Raw genomic sequence first — 15253 nt, forward strand, 5'->3', positions numbered from 1 at the left:
AGATAGATAAAAGTTAAAGGAGAGAAAAGAAATGAAAGATTTAAAGGGAACGAAAACGGAACAGAATTTGATGACTGCATTTGCAGGAGAGTCTCAGGCAAGGAACAAGTATACCTATTATGCTTCCAAAGCCAAGAAAGACGGCTATGTGCAGATTGCGAAGATATTTGAGGAGACTGCCGACAATGAGAAAGAGCATGCGAAGCTGTGGTTTAAGCTCTTAGAGGGCGGCAGCGTCAAGGATACCATTTCCAACTTGAAGGCAGCGGCTGAGGGCGAGAACTTTGAGTGGACGGATATGTATGCAGGCTTTGCTAAGGAAGCCAGGGAAGAGGGCTTTGACCATATTGCCGCACTTTTTGAGGGGGTTGCAGCTATTGAGAAAGAGCATGAGGAGAGATACAGGAAGCTTCTGGAACGTGTTCAGGGAGATGTGGTATTTTCCCGAGATGGGGATGTGATCTGGCAATGTTCGAACTGCGGACATATCTGCGTTGGAAAGAAAGCGCCGGAGGTTTGTCCGGTATGCGCTCATCCTCAGGCTTATTTCCAGGTGAAAGCGGAGAATTATTAATCATATGCTGTATAGGATGATTGGTAATTATTCAATATAGGTCAAAGCATTTGCCGGTAAGATCTAAGGGCATGATTCAGGAGTGCAGAGGTCTATGTTTCGCTTGGGCAGGTTCTGAACAAGCACCGCTGGTGCTTAGAATCCTATCGGCGCAGGTGATATGAAATTGATTTTGCTGATAATTGAGAAGATATTGGAGCGTTACAGTGATGGAAAATTCGCACCGCCGCAGAGGGCAGGTGCGAATTTTCCCTGTGCGCAATGAGATGGGCGGTTGGGAAAAGTGCAATTTATTGTTTAAATTTTACTGTTTTGTATTGCTATGAAAGATCCTTTTCTGCGTAGCAGAAAACTAAGTTCAGGGATGCCCCATGCGCCACTGCCGACTTTCATTTATGGTGGTGCGCCACTGGAGTGCATGTGGGTTTACTATGAATGGCATGAACAATCGTCAATTTAAGTTCAGGAGACATAATAAAGAAATACATAAGGAGTAAAGAGGAATTATGGAAACTTATCAGAGATGGATTCAGGAAGAAAAGGCGTGGATTGGAACTTATTGCAGTAAGATCCGCAGACAGGCTCTTTTCATTACAACGCCGGGAATTCTGGCGGGAACGGCTGTTATTATAGGTGGTATGTCAGCTCTTGGCGGCGGAAGCATGGAGGACTTTGGATATGGAGCTTTTGGCGGTTTTATGGCCGGGGTGATGATCTGCGCCATTTATCTGCTGGTTCTGCTTCCGGGTTTGAACCCAAAGCGGTATGCTAAGAAGATTGAAAAGAGTGTAAAAGGGCTTTCTTTAAGTGAGACGGAGAAAGAGCTGCTGGCGCAGGAGATGCTGGGAGCGGACGAAAGGCATAAGATTTCTTATACGATTACAGGGCCGGGATCTAAGGGAACGCCGGGGCGGTTTGTGCTGACGCCGCATTTTGCGTTTTTGGAGGGAAGTACGCCTTACGCTATTTTGGTCCGGCTGTCGGATATTGCCAAGATTAGCCGGGGAGAGGAAAAGAAGACTGCTGCACAGAGATCGGGAAATACCAAGAGAGTATATTGGTTTACCCTGTACACCATTGGATTTTATCGGAAGGATCGGTTTCAGAGGAATCTGACGGAGAAGGATCTTCCGGATGAGGCGTTTGGATTTTTTGATGCAGGGATTCGGGAGCGGGTGATGGGGCTTTTGGAGGAGACGGGGATTCGGATAGAGGCGGATGCAGCAAAATAAGCCATCTGTCATTTCCATAGAATACTCTGGACTGAGGAGTAATGATAAACACAATTATTTTCTTTTATTTCCATTGACTTTTTAGAGAAAATCAACAGTGTCTACATTTGAAGCAGCACAAATTCTTTTTGTGCTGCTTCAAATGTAAGATCCTGATTCGAACATCGCATAACCTCAAATCAATTGGAGCGATAGGCATGACGAGATTTCGGAGTAAAATAAAGAGATAAGTGATTGGATTGGCACAGTGCAGATAATCCCTCATCACCTTGCAGGCATCTGAAAGCCCGCAAGAGCCTTATTGAGATAGTCATTAAATGGTTTCATAATTCGGAAAAGCCGGGCTGCTTTTGCAAGAAATGCTTCTCCGTCTTTCAGTTCGTCATCTTTCAGAGGATATTCCAGATACCAGCTTTTAAATTTTAGATACTCTGCCTGGGGATGTTCTTTTTCGTAACCGGCAGGAACATTTTTAAGTGCATTTCCCTGTGGGGTGAAATGTGCTTCAAACTCCGGCTCATGGATGATTTGTTCCCATTCTTCGCCGTTTTCCGTAATATAATCCCGTATCATTCTTGTAGCATCCTTGAACATATCCGCAAATAGGCCGCCGCCTAAAAAGGACTGGCCGCCGGGCTTTATCATCAGGTAATATCCCACGGGAACAGGCAGCTTTCCCTTGGAGGAAATATGGGCACGGAAGGCAGGATTATAGGGGGATTTGTCGTGGCTGAAACGGGTATCCCTTACAAGCTTAAAGGTAAGATCTTTGGGATTGTTGTGGAGAATGCTACTGTCAAACTTTCCGATTTCCAGTATCAAAGCCTGCAGCAGCTCTTCAAACTGAGCATTTGCTCTTTTGTAATCCTCCTTGTTGGCATGATACCATTCACGGTTGTTGTTTTGATTCAGTGCCTGTAAGTAATCTATGATTAACTGTGTGTTCATAAGTGATTGTCTCCTTTTTTAAGTTGCTGCGCAATGGTATGAAAGGGTAAAGTCATGAAACTTTATGAGTTTCGGACAGTAGAAAGCTGTGTGGAAGCTAAAAATTCCTGTATGAGATGTTTTGTCCGTTCGGGGGATTCGTACGGCTTACAGAAAGAAAAATCCTGTGATAAGTCGTCAATGGCTTCCATGGCGTTTTTTACGTCAAGCATGGTTTCCACGGGGATTTCTGCGGCGGAAGTATAATCCGGCTGCAAGGGGTTTATCCTGTGGTTTTGGATTGCGTAATTTACTCTGTCCTTGCATCTGCATTTGCCGCTGCCGTATTCTCCGCAGTACTGCCCCAGAAAGTCCGCCATTTTTTTGCGTGTTCTGGAAAGACGCTGGCGATAGTTTTCCGGGGTGATTTCCAGAATGTCCCCTGCAAGGCGGCTGTCAAGCTGAAACATGGTTCCCAATATGAAAATGCACCTGCTCTCCGCATCAAGGCATTGGAGCATCACGTTGGTGCAGGACATTTTCAGCTCTTCCGCTAAAAGCTCTTTTTCCACATTCTGGGTCAGATCCGGCACATCCCGTATGTTTCCGTTTTCTATGTCAGCGCCATAAAACTCAAAGCTCAATGGATGGTGGGCGAACATATGCTTTTTGTAATTTTTCAGATGATTGACGGCAATGCGGAATACCCATGTCGTAAAGGAACTGTCACCTCGAAAAGAGGACAGATGGGTAATCATTTTCAGCAAAATGTCCTGTGTGGCATCCTCCGCATCCTGGAATGTTCCCAGCATCCGCAGGGATAAATTGAATACTATGTCCTGCATATCTGCGGCAAGGGCTTCCAGGGCATTTTTATCCCCTGCTGTGGCTTTTTCGACCAAAGTCTGTAAGTCTTCATTTGTTTTTTTCTTCATAGTTTTTTACCTCCTGTTTTATTAGACAAGGTTTCTTTGTTTGTGTGACAGAAAACATTATTTTTTTTGCAAATTCGGATTGTGGATGTGTCTAAAAGTTCTGCTCCCATTCTGTTATGGAATTAGAGATGGAAATTTTCTTCCAGATAAAGGGGATTTCAATTTGCATCATATAATTCTCTTTCGGATAATGGGGATTTCAATCTGCACAATATAATCTTCCACCCGATCAATGACTGCTTCGTTGATTCCTTTTTCATAGGAATAGCCGGACAGTATCATGCCCTGATCGTGGGCGCAGCTTAAAATTTTCTCATACCGCAGGGGCAGCCCCTTTAAGTCCCCTTTGTGGAAAGCCCTCAGATAGCTGCCTTTGGGCTGTATATGCAGACCGTTTTTGTGACCAAGAAAGGGGATTTCAATAAACAGTTTTGTGTAGTTATCAAAATTGCCCCTTAGGAGACTGGCGACGGGTATCATGGAACCGTAGGAAGCGTCATGGAGGCGGCCAAGCCGGTATCTGGCTGTTTCGGCGGTGATTAACTCCACTTCTTTTTCAAAGGAGATATCCCGTTCTATGTCTACTGTTACCAGACAGCGTTCTTCTTTTTCTATAATGCTGATTTCCGATAAATCCATGGTCAGGAGGGTGGACATGTTCTGTTGGTGATTGACCAGGGTTTTTCGGACTGCCTGCAGATGCATAAGCTGTAAGTCCAGTTCCGTTATCTTTTCATCAAGAAGATATTTCAGACTTTCGGCGGAGCGGTTTTTCATAAAGCTTTTGATTTCCGGAATGGATACGTCCAGCTCCCGCAGCAGGAGGATGGTTTCCAGCATGGGGCTTTGGCGGTAGTTATAACAGCGGTATCCGTTTTCAGGATTGACTGCGGCAGGGCCAAAAAGGCCGATCTCATCGTACCACATCAGTGTTTTTTTATTGATGCCGTGAAGTGCGGCGAATTGTCCGATGGTAAGTAATTTTTCATTTTCTTCCATGTTTTTGTCTCCATGGGCCGAAACGGACATGTTCGCATATCCATATGACCCTCAAATCAAGGTTGAAATATTTTTTGAAGTAAAAATTTTTCTCGTTTGCTGTTGACTGTACTGTTACTGTATGGTTTATGATACCGTATGCAGGAGAAAATTACAAGGCAGAAATCCAAAAGAAAAATATGATTGAAAAAGAGAAGTTATTTTTTCGTGTTTTGTGCCTGAGCGAAGTGAAAGGAATGATATAAAAATGGAAAACCAGAATGTATATTTAAAGCCTGTAACTGTAAGAAATATTTTGAAATTTGCAGTGCCTACCATTGCTATGACGTTGTTTATGTCTTTTTATACAATGGTTGACGGCCTGTTTGTATCAAATCTGATTGGCACCAATGCCCTTTCGGCCATCAACCTGACGGCGCCGGTGATCCAGTTTGTCACTGCCGTTTCCACTATGCTCGCTACAGGGGGGAGTGCGGTTATTATGAAAAAAATGGGGGAGGGGAAAAGTGAGGAGGCAAAAGAAGATTTTACGGCCCTGATTTTGGTGAATGTACTGGCGGGGGCTGTCATGTGTGTTCTTGGCTATGGGACAATGGAGCATATCTTTGGGGGAATGAAGCTTTCGGCAGATGTGGAGGGGTATTGTAGGGATTATCTAAGCTGCTATCTGTTGTTTACAATCCCTATTTTGCTGATGAATAATTTTACCTTGTATATGATAGCAAGTGAAAAGGCAGCCCTGTCTCTTGTTTGCTCAGTGACAGGCGGTCTGGTGAATATGGTTCTGGATTATGTGCTTATTGCAGGATTTCACATGGGGATCAGCGGTGCGGCGGTTGCAACGGGACTGGGATATTCCGTGACGGCAGTTGTGGGTCTGGCGGTTTTTGGAGGGAAAAAGAGCCTGCTTCATTTTAAAAAGCCTGTGTTCCGGCTTGATGTCCTTGCAAATGCCGCCGGAAACGGATGCTCTGAGATGGCAACTGCTCTTGTTACCGGGATTATTACGATGATGTTCAACTGGACGATGCTTTATTATGTGGGGGAGGATGGGGTTGCGGCTGTGACGATCATTATGTATGTGCTGATGTTTGCAAGCTCTCTTTATACCGGGTATTCCTATGGAGTGGCACCCATGCTGAGCTTTTATCATGGGGAACGGAATGCTGAGAAGCTTAAGAGGCTGGTGAGGATTAGCTTGAAAGTGATTGGATTTATTTCTGTGATAACGGCTGCTGCTTCTTTGGGGCTGACCAGGCCGCTGGTGTCTGTCTTTGCCCGCCCGGATAATCCGGTTTATGCTCTGGCGGTAAGGGGGAATCGGGTTTGTACAATGGCTTTGTTTTTTATTGGTTTTAATATTTTTGCCAGCGGAATGTTCACGGCGTTATCTAACGGGATTGCTTCGGCTGTTCTTGCGTTTTCCAGGTCTTTTGTGTTTATGTTGATTACAATGCTTGTGCTTCCGGCATTTTTTGGCGTGAACGGGATTTGGCTGGCAACACCTGCGGCAGAGCTGATGGCCCTTGGGCTGGCGGGGGTTATGTTTTTGAGGTATAGAAGAAAGTATGGGTATTAAGGGAGGCCGGGAGAGTGAATTATGTGATGCGTAAGATAATGAACGGTAAAATGGCATAAAAAGGTGCAAATTTTCCCTTTTCAAAATGTCCGGGGAAATCAATGTGGGTTCCGAACTGTCCGGGGAACTTAAAGGTCTGAATCAGGCATTTCAGCTTTGGGTTGCCCGGGCGGTGCAGTTCTTGGTATACTGGGAATGATTCGCAATGAAAATAAGGTTAGGAGGCTGGCTATGGAGAAAGGAATAGAATGTGTAATAGAACGGGAGCTTTCGTTTTCGAAAATTGCGGTTCGTGTGCTTTCCGTTGGAGAGGACTATCTCATCGTCCTTGAGGGGGGAGACAGCCCCCATATAGGCGGCAGCGTGCTGGCGGTTCCCCGCCCATCGCTGACCGGGGAGGGGATGAGCTGTACCTCTTCCGTAATCAATGTAAGCGGACACAAGGATGAGGAACTTCTGCGCCTTTTGGCAGAGAAGAAATGCATGAGTTCCAACCGGGTGACGGTGTGTACGGGCGGTTTTCATAAGGACGGCATCACCGGGGAACAGATAAAGGAGGTACAAAGAGCGGCCGCCGACATAGCCGAAAGTCTTTAGAGGGGACGGGACTTGCCGGGGCCGGTTTGCAGGAAGCTGCTTTCCATATTGGTAAGCCGTTGGTTTTCCTCATAGTTTTCCCGATAGATTCCGGAATAAAGGAGATCCAGCACCATCAGGATAGAGTATTTGGAAGAGAAAAGGCCGATTTTGGAAAAGACCTTTTCTCTGGAAACAATGTCCAGAGACAGATGGCTCAGATCCGAGATGGAGTTACTGCCCATGCTGGTGATGCAGATGATAAAGGTTCCCCGTTTGCGGAGAATCTGGCAGTAATCGATGAGTGTTTTACTCTCGCCGGAATAGGAAATGACCAGGGCAACATGGGTTCTGTCGGAGCTGAAAGCATTCAGCTCCATGGCTACAAGATTGTCATGAACGATTACGTTTTTATGAATACGCATAAGGTTTAACTGAAAGTCTCTGGCAAAATACAGGTTGGCCCCCAGAGCATAAATGTCAATAACCTGGGCAAGGTTCAGCTTCTTTATGGCTTTCTGATAGCTTTTCTCATCAAAAAGGGACAGGGTTTCCTGTAGTGCGTCGGAGCACAGAGCTTCCAGATTTTTGCTGATCTGGGGCAGGGTGTCCTGTTCCCCGAAAGGGACATTGGCGTCTATGGAGGGCCGGTTTTTCTGCTGCTGTATGGCGCTTATAAACTGCACCTTAAATTCGGCATAGCTGTTGCAGTCCAGTTTTTTAAATAACCGAACAATGGTAGACGGTGAAGTGTAGGCGGCTACGGCAAGCTCCTTTACGGAGGCGTTCACCACACAATTCGGGTCAGCGGCCATATGATCGATAACTGCCTGTTCGGAGGGAGGATTTGAGAATCAGACGGCTTCCGAGAAGACGGAAGACGGGCCAAAGGAGAAGATGACCGCAAAATGTCTTGGCTCGATTATTTTGAATTACCTGTCCGGTTCCATGACGCCTATGATTCCGGCCATGATAACGGCGGCTATGTTTAAGACCTTATATGTATTGCTTGGAGATACCATGGGCCTTATCTCGAATACAGGAAATTTCTATGTTATGTGTGATTTCATGTATGACACCTTTTTCTATTTTCTGCCCATCTTCCTTGGATTTACTACGGCAAAAAAGCTGGATATCAATCCGGTTATGGGTATTTTCGTGGGAGCGTCCCTGCTGGTGCCGGATTTTATGCAGTTAGCTGTGGACGGAGCGGCATTCTCCGTGTATGGGATTCCGGCAAGGGCGGCGGACTACAGCCAGACGGTTCTTCCGATTGTGCTGATTATGCCGGTATTTGCAGTGCTTTATAAATTTTTCCAGAAGCATCTTCCGGACACACTGTCAACGCTGTTTGTGCCGTTTTTGTCTATGCTCATAGTTCTGCCCTTTGAATACTGTCTGCTGGCTCCTATCGGCGGCGTGCTTGGGGATTATGTTGGAAATGGCATTCTTGCGCTGGGATCAAGTGTTGGATTTATTGCGGTTGCCATTATTGGGGCAACATGGAGCTTCCTTGTTATGACAGGCATGCATCATGTGCTGATTGTATTTGGTATCAGCATGATTGCACAGAACGGAGTGGATATATGATTTCCAATTTCTTTGGAGGAATTGGAGAGCCGGCCCTTTACGGCGTTGGATTTAAGTATAAGAAGCCCCTGCTGGCTATGGCAATCGGCGGTTTCTGCGGCGGACTGTATGCGGGCATTACTCATGTGGGAACCTATGTAATGGGCGCTACAAACTTTTTGTCACTGCTCCAGTATGCCGGCGGCGGTACGGCAAACCTGGTAAACGGCATTATCGGAGTTGTGATTTCCGTAGTCGTTACGGCAGTTCTTACTTATCTGTTCGCATTTACTAAGGAGCAAAAGGAGACTGGGAAAGCATAATGAGAAAGCTGATTATTCGTGGAGATGACTTAGGGTATTCGGAGGCGGTAAATTATGGAATCGCCAAGGCGGTGAAAGATGGTTTGGTTGGAAGTGTGGGAATTATGCCGAATATGCCGGCAGTCACCCACGGATTGAAGCTTCTTGCGGATACGGATGTGTGTCTGGGCCTGCATGTGAACATATGTCTGGGCACACCCTGCGCTCCGCAGGAGAGAATTCCAAGCCTGCTGGACCCGGAGGGAAGATTAAAGAGCAGCAGGGAATACCGGAAGGCTTATAAGCGGGGCGAAAGCTTTACCCGTTTGGATGAGATGATTATGGAGATAGAGGCTCAGTATCGGCGGTTTGCGGAACTGACAGGAAAACAGCCGGGATACTTTGAGGCCCATGCGGTAGTTTCGGATCATTTGTATCAGGGCCTGGAAATGGTTGCCGCAAAGTATGGGCTTAAGTACAGCAATGTATCTCCCATGGATGAGACGGGGCTTTTTGCAGGAAAGCCCATCACCCATTGTCCCATGGAAAGTATGAAAGAGGACTATGATCCCTGGCAGAGCTTGAAGCGTGCGGTAAATTCCATGCGGGAGGATATGCCCAATGTGTTTGTCTGCCATCCCGGATATCTGGACTGGTTTTTGTTAAATAACTCAAGCCTGACCATAAACAGAACAAAGGAGACGGCAATGCTCTGTGATCCCGCAATGAGAACTTGGCTTGAGGAGCAGAAAGTGGAGCTTTGCCGGTACTGTGACATTTTGTAAAGTGCAAAAAAGGAGCGTTAGGTAACATGGTATTATTTAAGAGGGAAAAGATTACGCCTGCAGTGAGCCGCATTCGCAGTACGCCGGATGTGTGCATGTATCTGGTGGAGGGAAATGAACGGGCGGCTCTTATTGATACGGGCAACGGCGTGGGCGATCTTAAGGGCTATGTGGAAGAACTGCTGATGGGAAAGCCTTATGACGTGATTGTGACCCACGGGCATGTGGATCACGCTTCCGGTGCGGATCAGTTTGACCGTGTGTATATGAGTGAATTGGATTATGAATTAAGCTTAAGCCACTGTACGGTGGAACACCGGAAAAGTTCATTTGCCCACTGGAGGGAAATGTTTCCCGGCACCATGCCGGAATTTGAGGAAGAGGATTTTATTCCGGTACGCACAAGGCCCTATCTTCCTCTCTCTGACGGGCAGGAATTTGACCTGGGAGGAATTACCCTCCGGATGATTCATACGCCGGGACATACACAGGGAATTATGGTGGTTCTTGACGTGGAGGAACGGATTGCATTTTTTGGAGATGCCTGCGGGGTGCAGGTGCTTATGCTGGCCCAGGAGACGACTACCATTGAAATGTACCAAAAGAGCTTAAAGCGGCTTCGGTCCTTTGCCGATCAGTATGATCGGGTGCTTCGGAATCACGGAACCTGTGAATCTCCCTGCAGCGTGCTGGATGACAACATTGAAGTGTGTGAGAAAATTCTTACGGGAACGGATGACGCTGTTCCTGCAAGCTTTGAGGATGTAAAATGTATTCGTGCCATGGAGACAGATCCTAAGAGCCGGAAGCGTGTAGACGGAAAAGAGGGCAATATTCTATATCTGCCCGAAAGGATTCGATAGCAGCTATTTGCGAATGACAAGAACAGATTAGAAATGGAGTGAGAGCATGAACAACAGAACGGATATTTTGTCACTTCGGGATGCGCTTCAGGTGCTGAAAGGGGTTCCGGGGCAGTTGGCGGAGACGGAGGTTGAGGTAGATCCGGCGGCGGAATTGTCCGGCGTGTACCGCTATGTGGGGGCAGGCCCCTATATTACTATGGGAATGTGCTATGCCACACATCCGGATACGGGACTTTCCGATGTGACCATTCATAGGATGTGCATTCAGTCCAGAGACGAATTATCCATTTTCCTGCAGCCGGGAAGCCGCCATATCGGGGCTATGGCGGAGCGGGCCACGGAGTTAAATCAGCCGCTGCCCATCTCTGTTTCCATTGGTGTAGATCCGGCTATTGAGATTGGCTCCTGCTTCGAGCCGCCTACCACGCCCCTTGGTTTTAATGAGCTGTCCATTGCAGGCGCTCTGCGCCAGCAGCCGGTTCAGATGGTGAAATGTGTTTCCGTAAATGAGTATGCCATTGCCAATGCGGAGTATGTGATTGAGGGGGAGATTGTGCCCGGAGTAAAGGTGGTGGAGGATCAGAATTCTCACACAGGCTTTGCCATGCCGGAATTTCCGGGGTATAACGGCCATGCTTCCAGGGAATGCTGGCTCATTAAGGTAAAGGCAGTGACTACAAGAAAGCATCCCATTATGCAGACGGTTATCGGTCCCTCCGAGGAGCATGTGAATCTGGCAGGGATTCCTACGGAGGCAAGCATTTTCCAGATGATTGAAAAGGCGCTTCCCGGCAAGGACACCAATGTATATGCCCATGCATCCGGCGGCGGAAAATATATGGCGGTGCTGCAATGCAGAAAGACTGTTCACACAGACGAGGGAAAGCAGCGTCAGGCGGCGCTTCTTGCATTTTCCGCATTTCCGGAATTAAAGCATGTGATTTTGGTGGATGAGGATGTGGATATCTTTGATTCCAGGGATGTTTTGTGGGCTATGAATACCAGATTTCAGGGAGATCGGGACATTATCACGATTCCCGGCGTGCGCTGTCATCCTTTGGACCCCAGCGCCAGTCCGGAGTATGATCCCTCGATTACGGATGTTGGGATTAGCTGTAAGACGATTTTTGACTGTACGGTGCCGTTTCATCTGAAAGATCATTTTAAGCGTGCGGAATTTATGGAGGTGGACCCAAACAAATGGCTGTGAGGAAAAAGAGACTGCTGATCGGCATGAGCGGAGCTTCAGGAGCGCCGATTACTGTAGAGCTGCTGAAGAAATTGCGGAAAATAGATACGGTAGAGAGCCATTTGATTGTGACACGGGGAGCAAGGCTTACACTGGAGCAGGAGACAGACCTTACGCCAAAGGAGCTGGCGGACCTTGCGGATGTCTGTTATGGAAATGAGGACATAGGGGTTGCGCCGGCATCCGGAAGCTTCCGGTTTGAGGGGATGGTGATTGTTCCCTGCTCCATGAAAACCGTGGCGGGAATTGCCTCCGGATACAGTGACAATCTGCTGCTGCGGGCTGCGGATGTGACGATAAAAGAGGGCAGGAAGATGGTATTGGTAGCAAGGGAATCGCCCTTAAGTACTATTCATCTTAAGAATCTGTATGAACTTAGCCAGATGGGGATAATGATTATGCCGCCCATGCTGACCTATTACCGCAGACCCGTTACTTTGGAAGAATGTACCGGGTATGTGGCGGAGCGGATACTTGGGCAATTTGGCTTGTGTGAGGATACGGCATTTTTACGAGGGATATGGAAGCTATACATATTTTCCATATCCCTCGATTTTTTTGTCTCGTATAGGTATAATATCTATATAGTATAGGTATGTGATACCTATTATCTCTATAAGCGGACATCCAGACGTGTCCCCGGAAAGAAATACCCCCAGCCGGTAGATACCTATATCGGTATCATTACGCCGGAAGGGGTCATAAAAAGCGGGAAGAAAAAAATATCCCTGGACGGGATCGAAGTGAAGGAATACGGATTTTCTCAGGCAGTATGGCAGCTTTGCCCCCAAAGGTGGAAAGAGCCCCTGGGAGATGACTGGGAGGATGTCCTTTCCACCATCCTGTGGAAGTGGTCACCGGAAACTTACCTTACAAAAGAAAGGAAACTGAGGCCGGAACAGGAACGGCTGCTGAAAAAAAACGGGGGTGGACCTTTCCATGTGCTGAAAACGGATTCCGAACCGACTGACAGCAGGTTCATAATAAAAGTTGTCATTTGGAATCCTTCATGAAACAACCCTGAGTGAGCATTAGATAAGGATTGAATAAAACCGGCATGTACTGTATAATAAAAGGCATAAAAGGAGATATTTTATGACAGAGATCAAAAATGCCGTTGTTTCGGCAGGGCAGAAGGCGTAGTATGACGAGACGGCAAAACGGCTGCTGGGACAGAAAATCATACTGGCGCATATCCTGATAAAAACGGTCCCTGAATTTAAGGGCATGTCCCCGAAGGAGGTTGTTCCTTTGATTGAGGGGACGCCAATGATTGGCAGTGTCCCGGTGGAGCCGGGGCTTACTAATGGAAGAAACGGAAGGAACAAGGAAGGCAATGAGAGACTGGTTGGCTTTAATACGGAGAATGGGGAAGTCAATGAAGGGCTGGTAAGGTTCGATATTGTATTCTATGTGAGGACGAAAGACGGCCTTTCACAGATCATTATTAATTGTGAAGCACAGCAGAAAAAGCCTTTGCAGTATTCCATTTTAAACCGTGCGGGCTTTTATGTGAGCCGGCTCATATCCTCACAAAAGGGAAGGGATTTTGAAAAATCAAATTTCAATGACATTCTGCCCGTATATTCCATCTGGCTTTTGATGAACATGGAGGATAATTCACTGACCCATGTGCATCTTACTCAGGATAAGCTTCTGGGCTCTTACGAACCGGATGGGAATATGAACATGTTCAACGTCATATTAATTGGATTGTCGAAGGAATTGAAAGAGCCAGAGGAGGAGCAGGAGCTTCATCGGCTTCTGGGCGTGTTGTTTTCCGCCGAGCTGGATGCAGAGGAGAAGCTTGGAATCATGGAAAGGGAGTTTGAGATCCCGGTGGAAGATGAGATAAGGAGGGATATAGACAATATGTGCAATTTAAGCGAAGGTATCTGGGAAGCGGCTTTATTGGAAGGCAAAGCAGAGGGAGAGGCAAAAGCCTTGGCGAACATGATTTTGCAAATGAGACAAAAGGGCTTCACTCCGAAAGAGATAGCGAACATATTGGATAAGGAAGAAGCGGAAGTAGAAGCCGTTCTTTCAGGGAAAGAGATTGTATCCGTATAATGAGAAAAGCAAAACGGGAGGTTGAAAGTGCACCTCTCGTTTTCCTTTAAATATCCTTTTTTGATTTTATACGCAGCACTTTACAACTTTTTATAGATAGCCGCAATTGTGCATAAGCTCCTGAAAAGCCGTTTTTAATGATGAGTATTTTTTAATGGTTTCGATGGTCTGCCCCAAACTGTGAATTATTATGTTCATGCAAATCTTTTCTCCCAGCTGATAACGGATTTCCTGCGGGCTTTGACCCTGGTACTTCTGGAAATCCTAGTAGTCCGTACCGGAAATCCTTGTGCATATTTCCGATACGGACTACTAGTAATGAAAACAGATGAAAAATAGTACCTGCTACGTTTTTTCAGATAATGTACAATATAGGTTCAAAACAGATGACGAAGAAGAAAAAGCCGTTATTCCAGATGCATCCATAAATTGCCGTATAAAATCAAGGCGTGGAAATACCTTTATTGATGCGCCCCGCTTTGTTATGGAGGTAATTTCACCTACTACGGAAAATTATGATCGTGGCGAGAAGATGGAGTTGTACAGGCAGCAGGAGATAGAAGAATAGGGGAGCTGTTGTGAAAATAGCTGTTAAGCTATTGGAGCGGCAGCTCCGTTTTTGTGGGTGGGGATAGGGATGGCGGTTGCATTTTTAATTGGATCAGCTATAATGAAAGGCAAGGAAACACCCTGCGAGTATCTCTATGCACAAAAAGCATGTGCAGATCTAAGGAAACACCCTACGGGTATCCCTTTATGCACAAAAAACATGTGCAGATCTAAGGAAAGGAGTGAGTTGTTATGTCGGATTTACAGAAGCAGGCAGTACAGATGATAAGTGGATTGTCAGATGATAATATACGCTTTCTCATAGAGATTATCCAAAGACTGATGCCCCAGCAATCCTATGCGGCATCTGTCAGGCCCATGAATGAAAATGCTAAGATGCGGGCTTTTATGCGGCTGGAGGATGCCAGAACTGAAATAAAGAAATATCTGCCGGAGGATTTTGATCCGGAACGGGAGTTGGAGGAGGCGAGAGCTGAGAGATATGGTAATATTAATTGATACAAATGTAATCATAGATTTTCTTACTACCAGAGAGCCATTCTTTGAGGCGTCTTCAAAGGTGATTGAAAAATGTGCCAGTGGAGAATTAACAGGATATATGGCATTTCATTCGATTCCGAATTTGTGGTATATTCTACGGAAGATTCCGGAGGATATGAGAAGAAAATGGCTTATTGATATATGTGAATTTCTGACAGTGGCAGGAGTAAATCATGATGAGGTGCTAAGGGCAATCCGAATGACGAAGTTCAAGGATTTTGAAGACTGCCTGCAGGATCGGTGTGCAAAAAATGTCGGAGCAAAATATATTGTTACAAGAAATGCGGCTGATTTTAGTAATTCGGAGGTTCCGGCAATTTCGCCGGAGGATTTTTTGACAGTTATGAAATAGGGATGAAAGGAAGCATTATTCATGGATTTGGATAGTGCTTTTTCATTGCCTGCATTACGAAATAAGACGATAAAATATTAGAAATATCTATTGGCATTAAGAAAAACAAGTGTCATAATAAAGATGGC

The 15253-nt window shown here is 46.2% G+C and carries 19 protein-coding genes and 1 pseudogene; 15 read left to right on the top strand and 5 right to left on the bottom strand.

What is annotated here, in order from left to right:
- The first annotated feature begins 31 nt into the window (after window positions 1-31).
- A complete protein-coding gene (gene rbr, locus VSQ61_RS10085) occupies window positions 32-574 on the top strand; it encodes a rubrerythrin (RefSeq protein WP_334344299.1) in 543 nt (180 codons plus the stop codon).
- A gap of 506 nt (window positions 575-1080) precedes the next feature.
- Entirely contained in the window at window positions 1081-1806 is a 726-nt protein-coding gene (locus tag VSQ61_RS10090; RefSeq protein ID WP_334344300.1) for a hypothetical protein, read from the top strand.
- A 264-nt stretch (window positions 1807-2070) separates the two neighbouring features.
- Here the strand turns inward: VSQ61_RS10090 and VSQ61_RS10095 are convergent, their stop codons facing one another.
- The 3 genes from VSQ61_RS10095 to VSQ61_RS10105 form a co-directional block, all read right to left on the bottom strand.
- Window positions 2071-2754 carry a DUF2461 domain-containing protein gene (locus tag VSQ61_RS10095; RefSeq protein ID WP_334344301.1) on the bottom strand — a complete coding sequence of 228 codons (684 nt, stop codon included), beginning with the start codon at window positions 2752-2754 and terminating at the stop codon, window positions 2071-2073.
- 62 nt (window positions 2755-2816) lie between these two features.
- Entirely contained in the window at window positions 2817-3668 is an 852-nt protein-coding gene (locus tag VSQ61_RS10100) for an RNA polymerase sigma factor (RefSeq protein ID WP_334344302.1), read from the bottom strand.
- Between the two features lie 168 nt (window positions 3669-3836).
- Window positions 3837-4667: a MerR family transcriptional regulator gene (locus tag VSQ61_RS10105; RefSeq protein ID WP_334344303.1), complete on the bottom strand. Its 831-nt coding sequence runs from the start codon at window positions 4665-4667 to the stop codon at window positions 3837-3839.
- 247 nt (window positions 4668-4914) lie between these two features.
- On the opposite strand from VSQ61_RS10105, the gene VSQ61_RS10110 reads away from it, so the two are divergent.
- The gene (locus VSQ61_RS10110) at window positions 4915-6246 is read left to right on the top strand and encodes an MATE family efflux transporter (RefSeq protein WP_334344304.1); all 1332 of its coding nucleotides are present in this window, start codon (window positions 4915-4917) and stop codon (window positions 6244-6246) included.
- Window positions 6247-6477: 231 nt separating this feature from the next.
- The gene (gene lpdD / locus VSQ61_RS10115; RefSeq protein WP_334344305.1) at window positions 6478-6843 is read left to right on the top strand and encodes a prenylated flavin chaperone LpdD; all 366 of its coding nucleotides are present in this window, start codon (window positions 6478-6480) and stop codon (window positions 6841-6843) included.
- Here the strand turns inward: lpdD and VSQ61_RS10120 are convergent.
- A complete protein-coding gene (locus tag VSQ61_RS10120) occupies window positions 6840-7508 on the bottom strand; it encodes a MurR/RpiR family transcriptional regulator (RefSeq protein WP_334344375.1) in 669 nt (222 codons plus the stop codon). The two genes, lpdD and VSQ61_RS10120, sit on opposite strands and share 4 nt — an antisense overlap.
- Window positions 7494-7652, bottom strand: a pseudogene (locus tag VSQ61_RS10125) (hypothetical protein); the annotation flags it as partial. The gene VSQ61_RS10120 and the pseudogene VSQ61_RS10125, both read right to left, overlap by 15 nt.
- A 67-nt stretch (window positions 7653-7719) precedes the next feature.
- On the opposite strand from VSQ61_RS10125, the gene VSQ61_RS10130 reads away from it, so the two are divergent.
- The 11 genes from VSQ61_RS10130 to VSQ61_RS10180 all read left to right on the top strand — a co-directional run bounded on the left by VSQ61_RS10130 (window position 7720) and on the right by VSQ61_RS10180 (window position 15125).
- Entirely contained in the window at window positions 7720-8412 is a 693-nt protein-coding gene (locus VSQ61_RS10130) for a PTS sugar transporter subunit IIC (RefSeq protein ID WP_334344306.1), read from the top strand.
- The gene (locus tag VSQ61_RS10135; protein WP_334344307.1) at window positions 8409-8714 is read left to right on the top strand and encodes a hypothetical protein; all 306 of its coding nucleotides are present in this window, start codon (window positions 8409-8411) and stop codon (window positions 8712-8714) included. Before VSQ61_RS10130 ends, VSQ61_RS10135 begins: the two co-directional genes overlap by 4 nt.
- Window positions 8714-9478: a ChbG/HpnK family deacetylase gene (locus VSQ61_RS10140; protein ID WP_334344308.1), complete on the top strand. Its 765-nt coding sequence runs from the start codon at window positions 8714-8716 to the stop codon at window positions 9476-9478. Before VSQ61_RS10135 ends, VSQ61_RS10140 begins: the two co-directional genes overlap by 1 nt.
- 26 nt (window positions 9479-9504) lie before the next feature.
- The gene (locus VSQ61_RS10145) at window positions 9505-10341 is read left to right on the top strand and encodes an MBL fold metallo-hydrolase (RefSeq protein ID WP_334344309.1); all 837 of its coding nucleotides are present in this window, start codon (window positions 9505-9507) and stop codon (window positions 10339-10341) included.
- A gap of 46 nt (window positions 10342-10387) precedes the next feature.
- The gene (locus tag VSQ61_RS10150; protein WP_334344310.1) at window positions 10388-11554 is read left to right on the top strand and encodes a UbiD family decarboxylase; all 1167 of its coding nucleotides are present in this window, start codon (window positions 10388-10390) and stop codon (window positions 11552-11554) included.
- Window positions 11545-12186, top strand: a complete 642-nt coding sequence (locus VSQ61_RS10155) for a UbiX family flavin prenyltransferase (protein ID WP_334344311.1) — start codon at window positions 11545-11547, stop codon at window positions 12184-12186. Before VSQ61_RS10150 ends, VSQ61_RS10155 begins: the two co-directional genes overlap by 10 nt.
- Before the next feature lie 150 nt (window positions 12187-12336).
- On the top strand, window positions 12337-12606 hold the full coding sequence (locus VSQ61_RS10160) for a hypothetical protein (RefSeq protein ID WP_334344312.1): 270 nt from the start codon (window positions 12337-12339) through the stop codon (window positions 12604-12606).
- A gap of 238 nt (window positions 12607-12844) precedes the next feature.
- A complete protein-coding gene (locus VSQ61_RS10165) occupies window positions 12845-13663 on the top strand; it encodes a hypothetical protein (RefSeq protein WP_334344313.1) in 819 nt (272 codons plus the stop codon).
- A gap of 328 nt (window positions 13664-13991) precedes the next feature.
- Window positions 13992-14231 carry a Uma2 family endonuclease gene (locus tag VSQ61_RS10170; RefSeq protein WP_334344314.1) on the top strand — a complete coding sequence of 80 codons (240 nt, stop codon included), beginning with the start codon at window positions 13992-13994 and terminating at the stop codon, window positions 14229-14231.
- A 233-nt stretch (window positions 14232-14464) separates the two neighbouring features.
- The gene (locus tag VSQ61_RS10175) at window positions 14465-14731 is read left to right on the top strand and encodes a hypothetical protein (protein WP_334344315.1); all 267 of its coding nucleotides are present in this window, start codon (window positions 14465-14467) and stop codon (window positions 14729-14731) included.
- On the top strand, window positions 14715-15125 hold the full coding sequence (locus VSQ61_RS10180) for a type II toxin-antitoxin system VapC family toxin (protein ID WP_334344316.1): 411 nt from the start codon (window positions 14715-14717) through the stop codon (window positions 15123-15125). Before VSQ61_RS10175 ends, VSQ61_RS10180 begins: the two co-directional genes overlap by 17 nt.
- The last annotated feature ends 128 nt before the right edge of the window (window positions 15126-15253 follow it).

This window comes from Candidatus Merdisoma sp. JLR.KK006 (assembly GCF_036941035.1).
GTDB lineage: Bacteria > Bacillota > Clostridia > Lachnospirales > Lachnospiraceae > Laedolimicola.

Bases quoted from the DNA above. Each gene is read 5' to 3' on its own strand.
- VSQ61_RS10095 (WP_334344301.1), bottom strand. From the start codon at position 2,754: ATGAACACACAGTTAATCATAGATTACTTACAGGCACTGAATCAAAAC.
- VSQ61_RS10110 (WP_334344304.1), top strand. From the start codon at position 4,915: ATGGAAAACCAGAATGTATATTTAAAGCCTGTAACTGTAAGAAATATT.
- VSQ61_RS10105 (WP_334344303.1), bottom strand. From the start codon at position 4,667: ATGGAAGAAAATGAAAAATTACTTACCATCGGACAATTCGCCGCACTT.
- rbr (WP_334344299.1), top strand. From the start codon at position 32: ATGAAAGATTTAAAGGGAACGAAAACGGAACAGAATTTGATGACTGCA.
- VSQ61_RS10100 (WP_334344302.1), bottom strand. From the start codon at position 3,668: ATGAAGAAAAAAACAAATGAAGACTTACAGACTTTGGTCGAAAAAGCC.
- VSQ61_RS10145 (WP_334344309.1), top strand. From the start codon at position 9,505: ATGGTATTATTTAAGAGGGAAAAGATTACGCCTGCAGTGAGCCGCATT.
- VSQ61_RS10155 (WP_334344311.1), top strand. From the start codon at position 11,545: ATGGCTGTGAGGAAAAAGAGACTGCTGATCGGCATGAGCGGAGCTTCA.
- VSQ61_RS10140 (WP_334344308.1), top strand. From the start codon at position 8,714: ATGAGAAAGCTGATTATTCGTGGAGATGACTTAGGGTATTCGGAGGCG.
- VSQ61_RS10175 (WP_334344315.1), top strand. From the start codon at position 14,465: ATGTCGGATTTACAGAAGCAGGCAGTACAGATGATAAGTGGATTGTCA.
- VSQ61_RS10090 (WP_334344300.1), top strand. From the start codon at position 1,081: ATGGAAACTTATCAGAGATGGATTCAGGAAGAAAAGGCGTGGATTGGA.
- VSQ61_RS10135 (WP_334344307.1), top strand. From the start codon at position 8,409: ATGATTTCCAATTTCTTTGGAGGAATTGGAGAGCCGGCCCTTTACGGC.
- VSQ61_RS10130 (WP_334344306.1), top strand. From the start codon at position 7,720: ATGACCGCAAAATGTCTTGGCTCGATTATTTTGAATTACCTGTCCGGT.
- VSQ61_RS10180 (WP_334344316.1), top strand. From the start codon at position 14,715: ATGGTAATATTAATTGATACAAATGTAATCATAGATTTTCTTACTACC.
- VSQ61_RS10150 (WP_334344310.1), top strand. From the start codon at position 10,388: ATGAACAACAGAACGGATATTTTGTCACTTCGGGATGCGCTTCAGGTG.
- lpdD (WP_334344305.1), top strand. From the start codon at position 6,478: ATGGAGAAAGGAATAGAATGTGTAATAGAACGGGAGCTTTCGTTTTCG.
- VSQ61_RS10170 (WP_334344314.1), top strand. From the start codon at position 13,992: ATGAAAAATAGTACCTGCTACGTTTTTTCAGATAATGTACAATATAGG.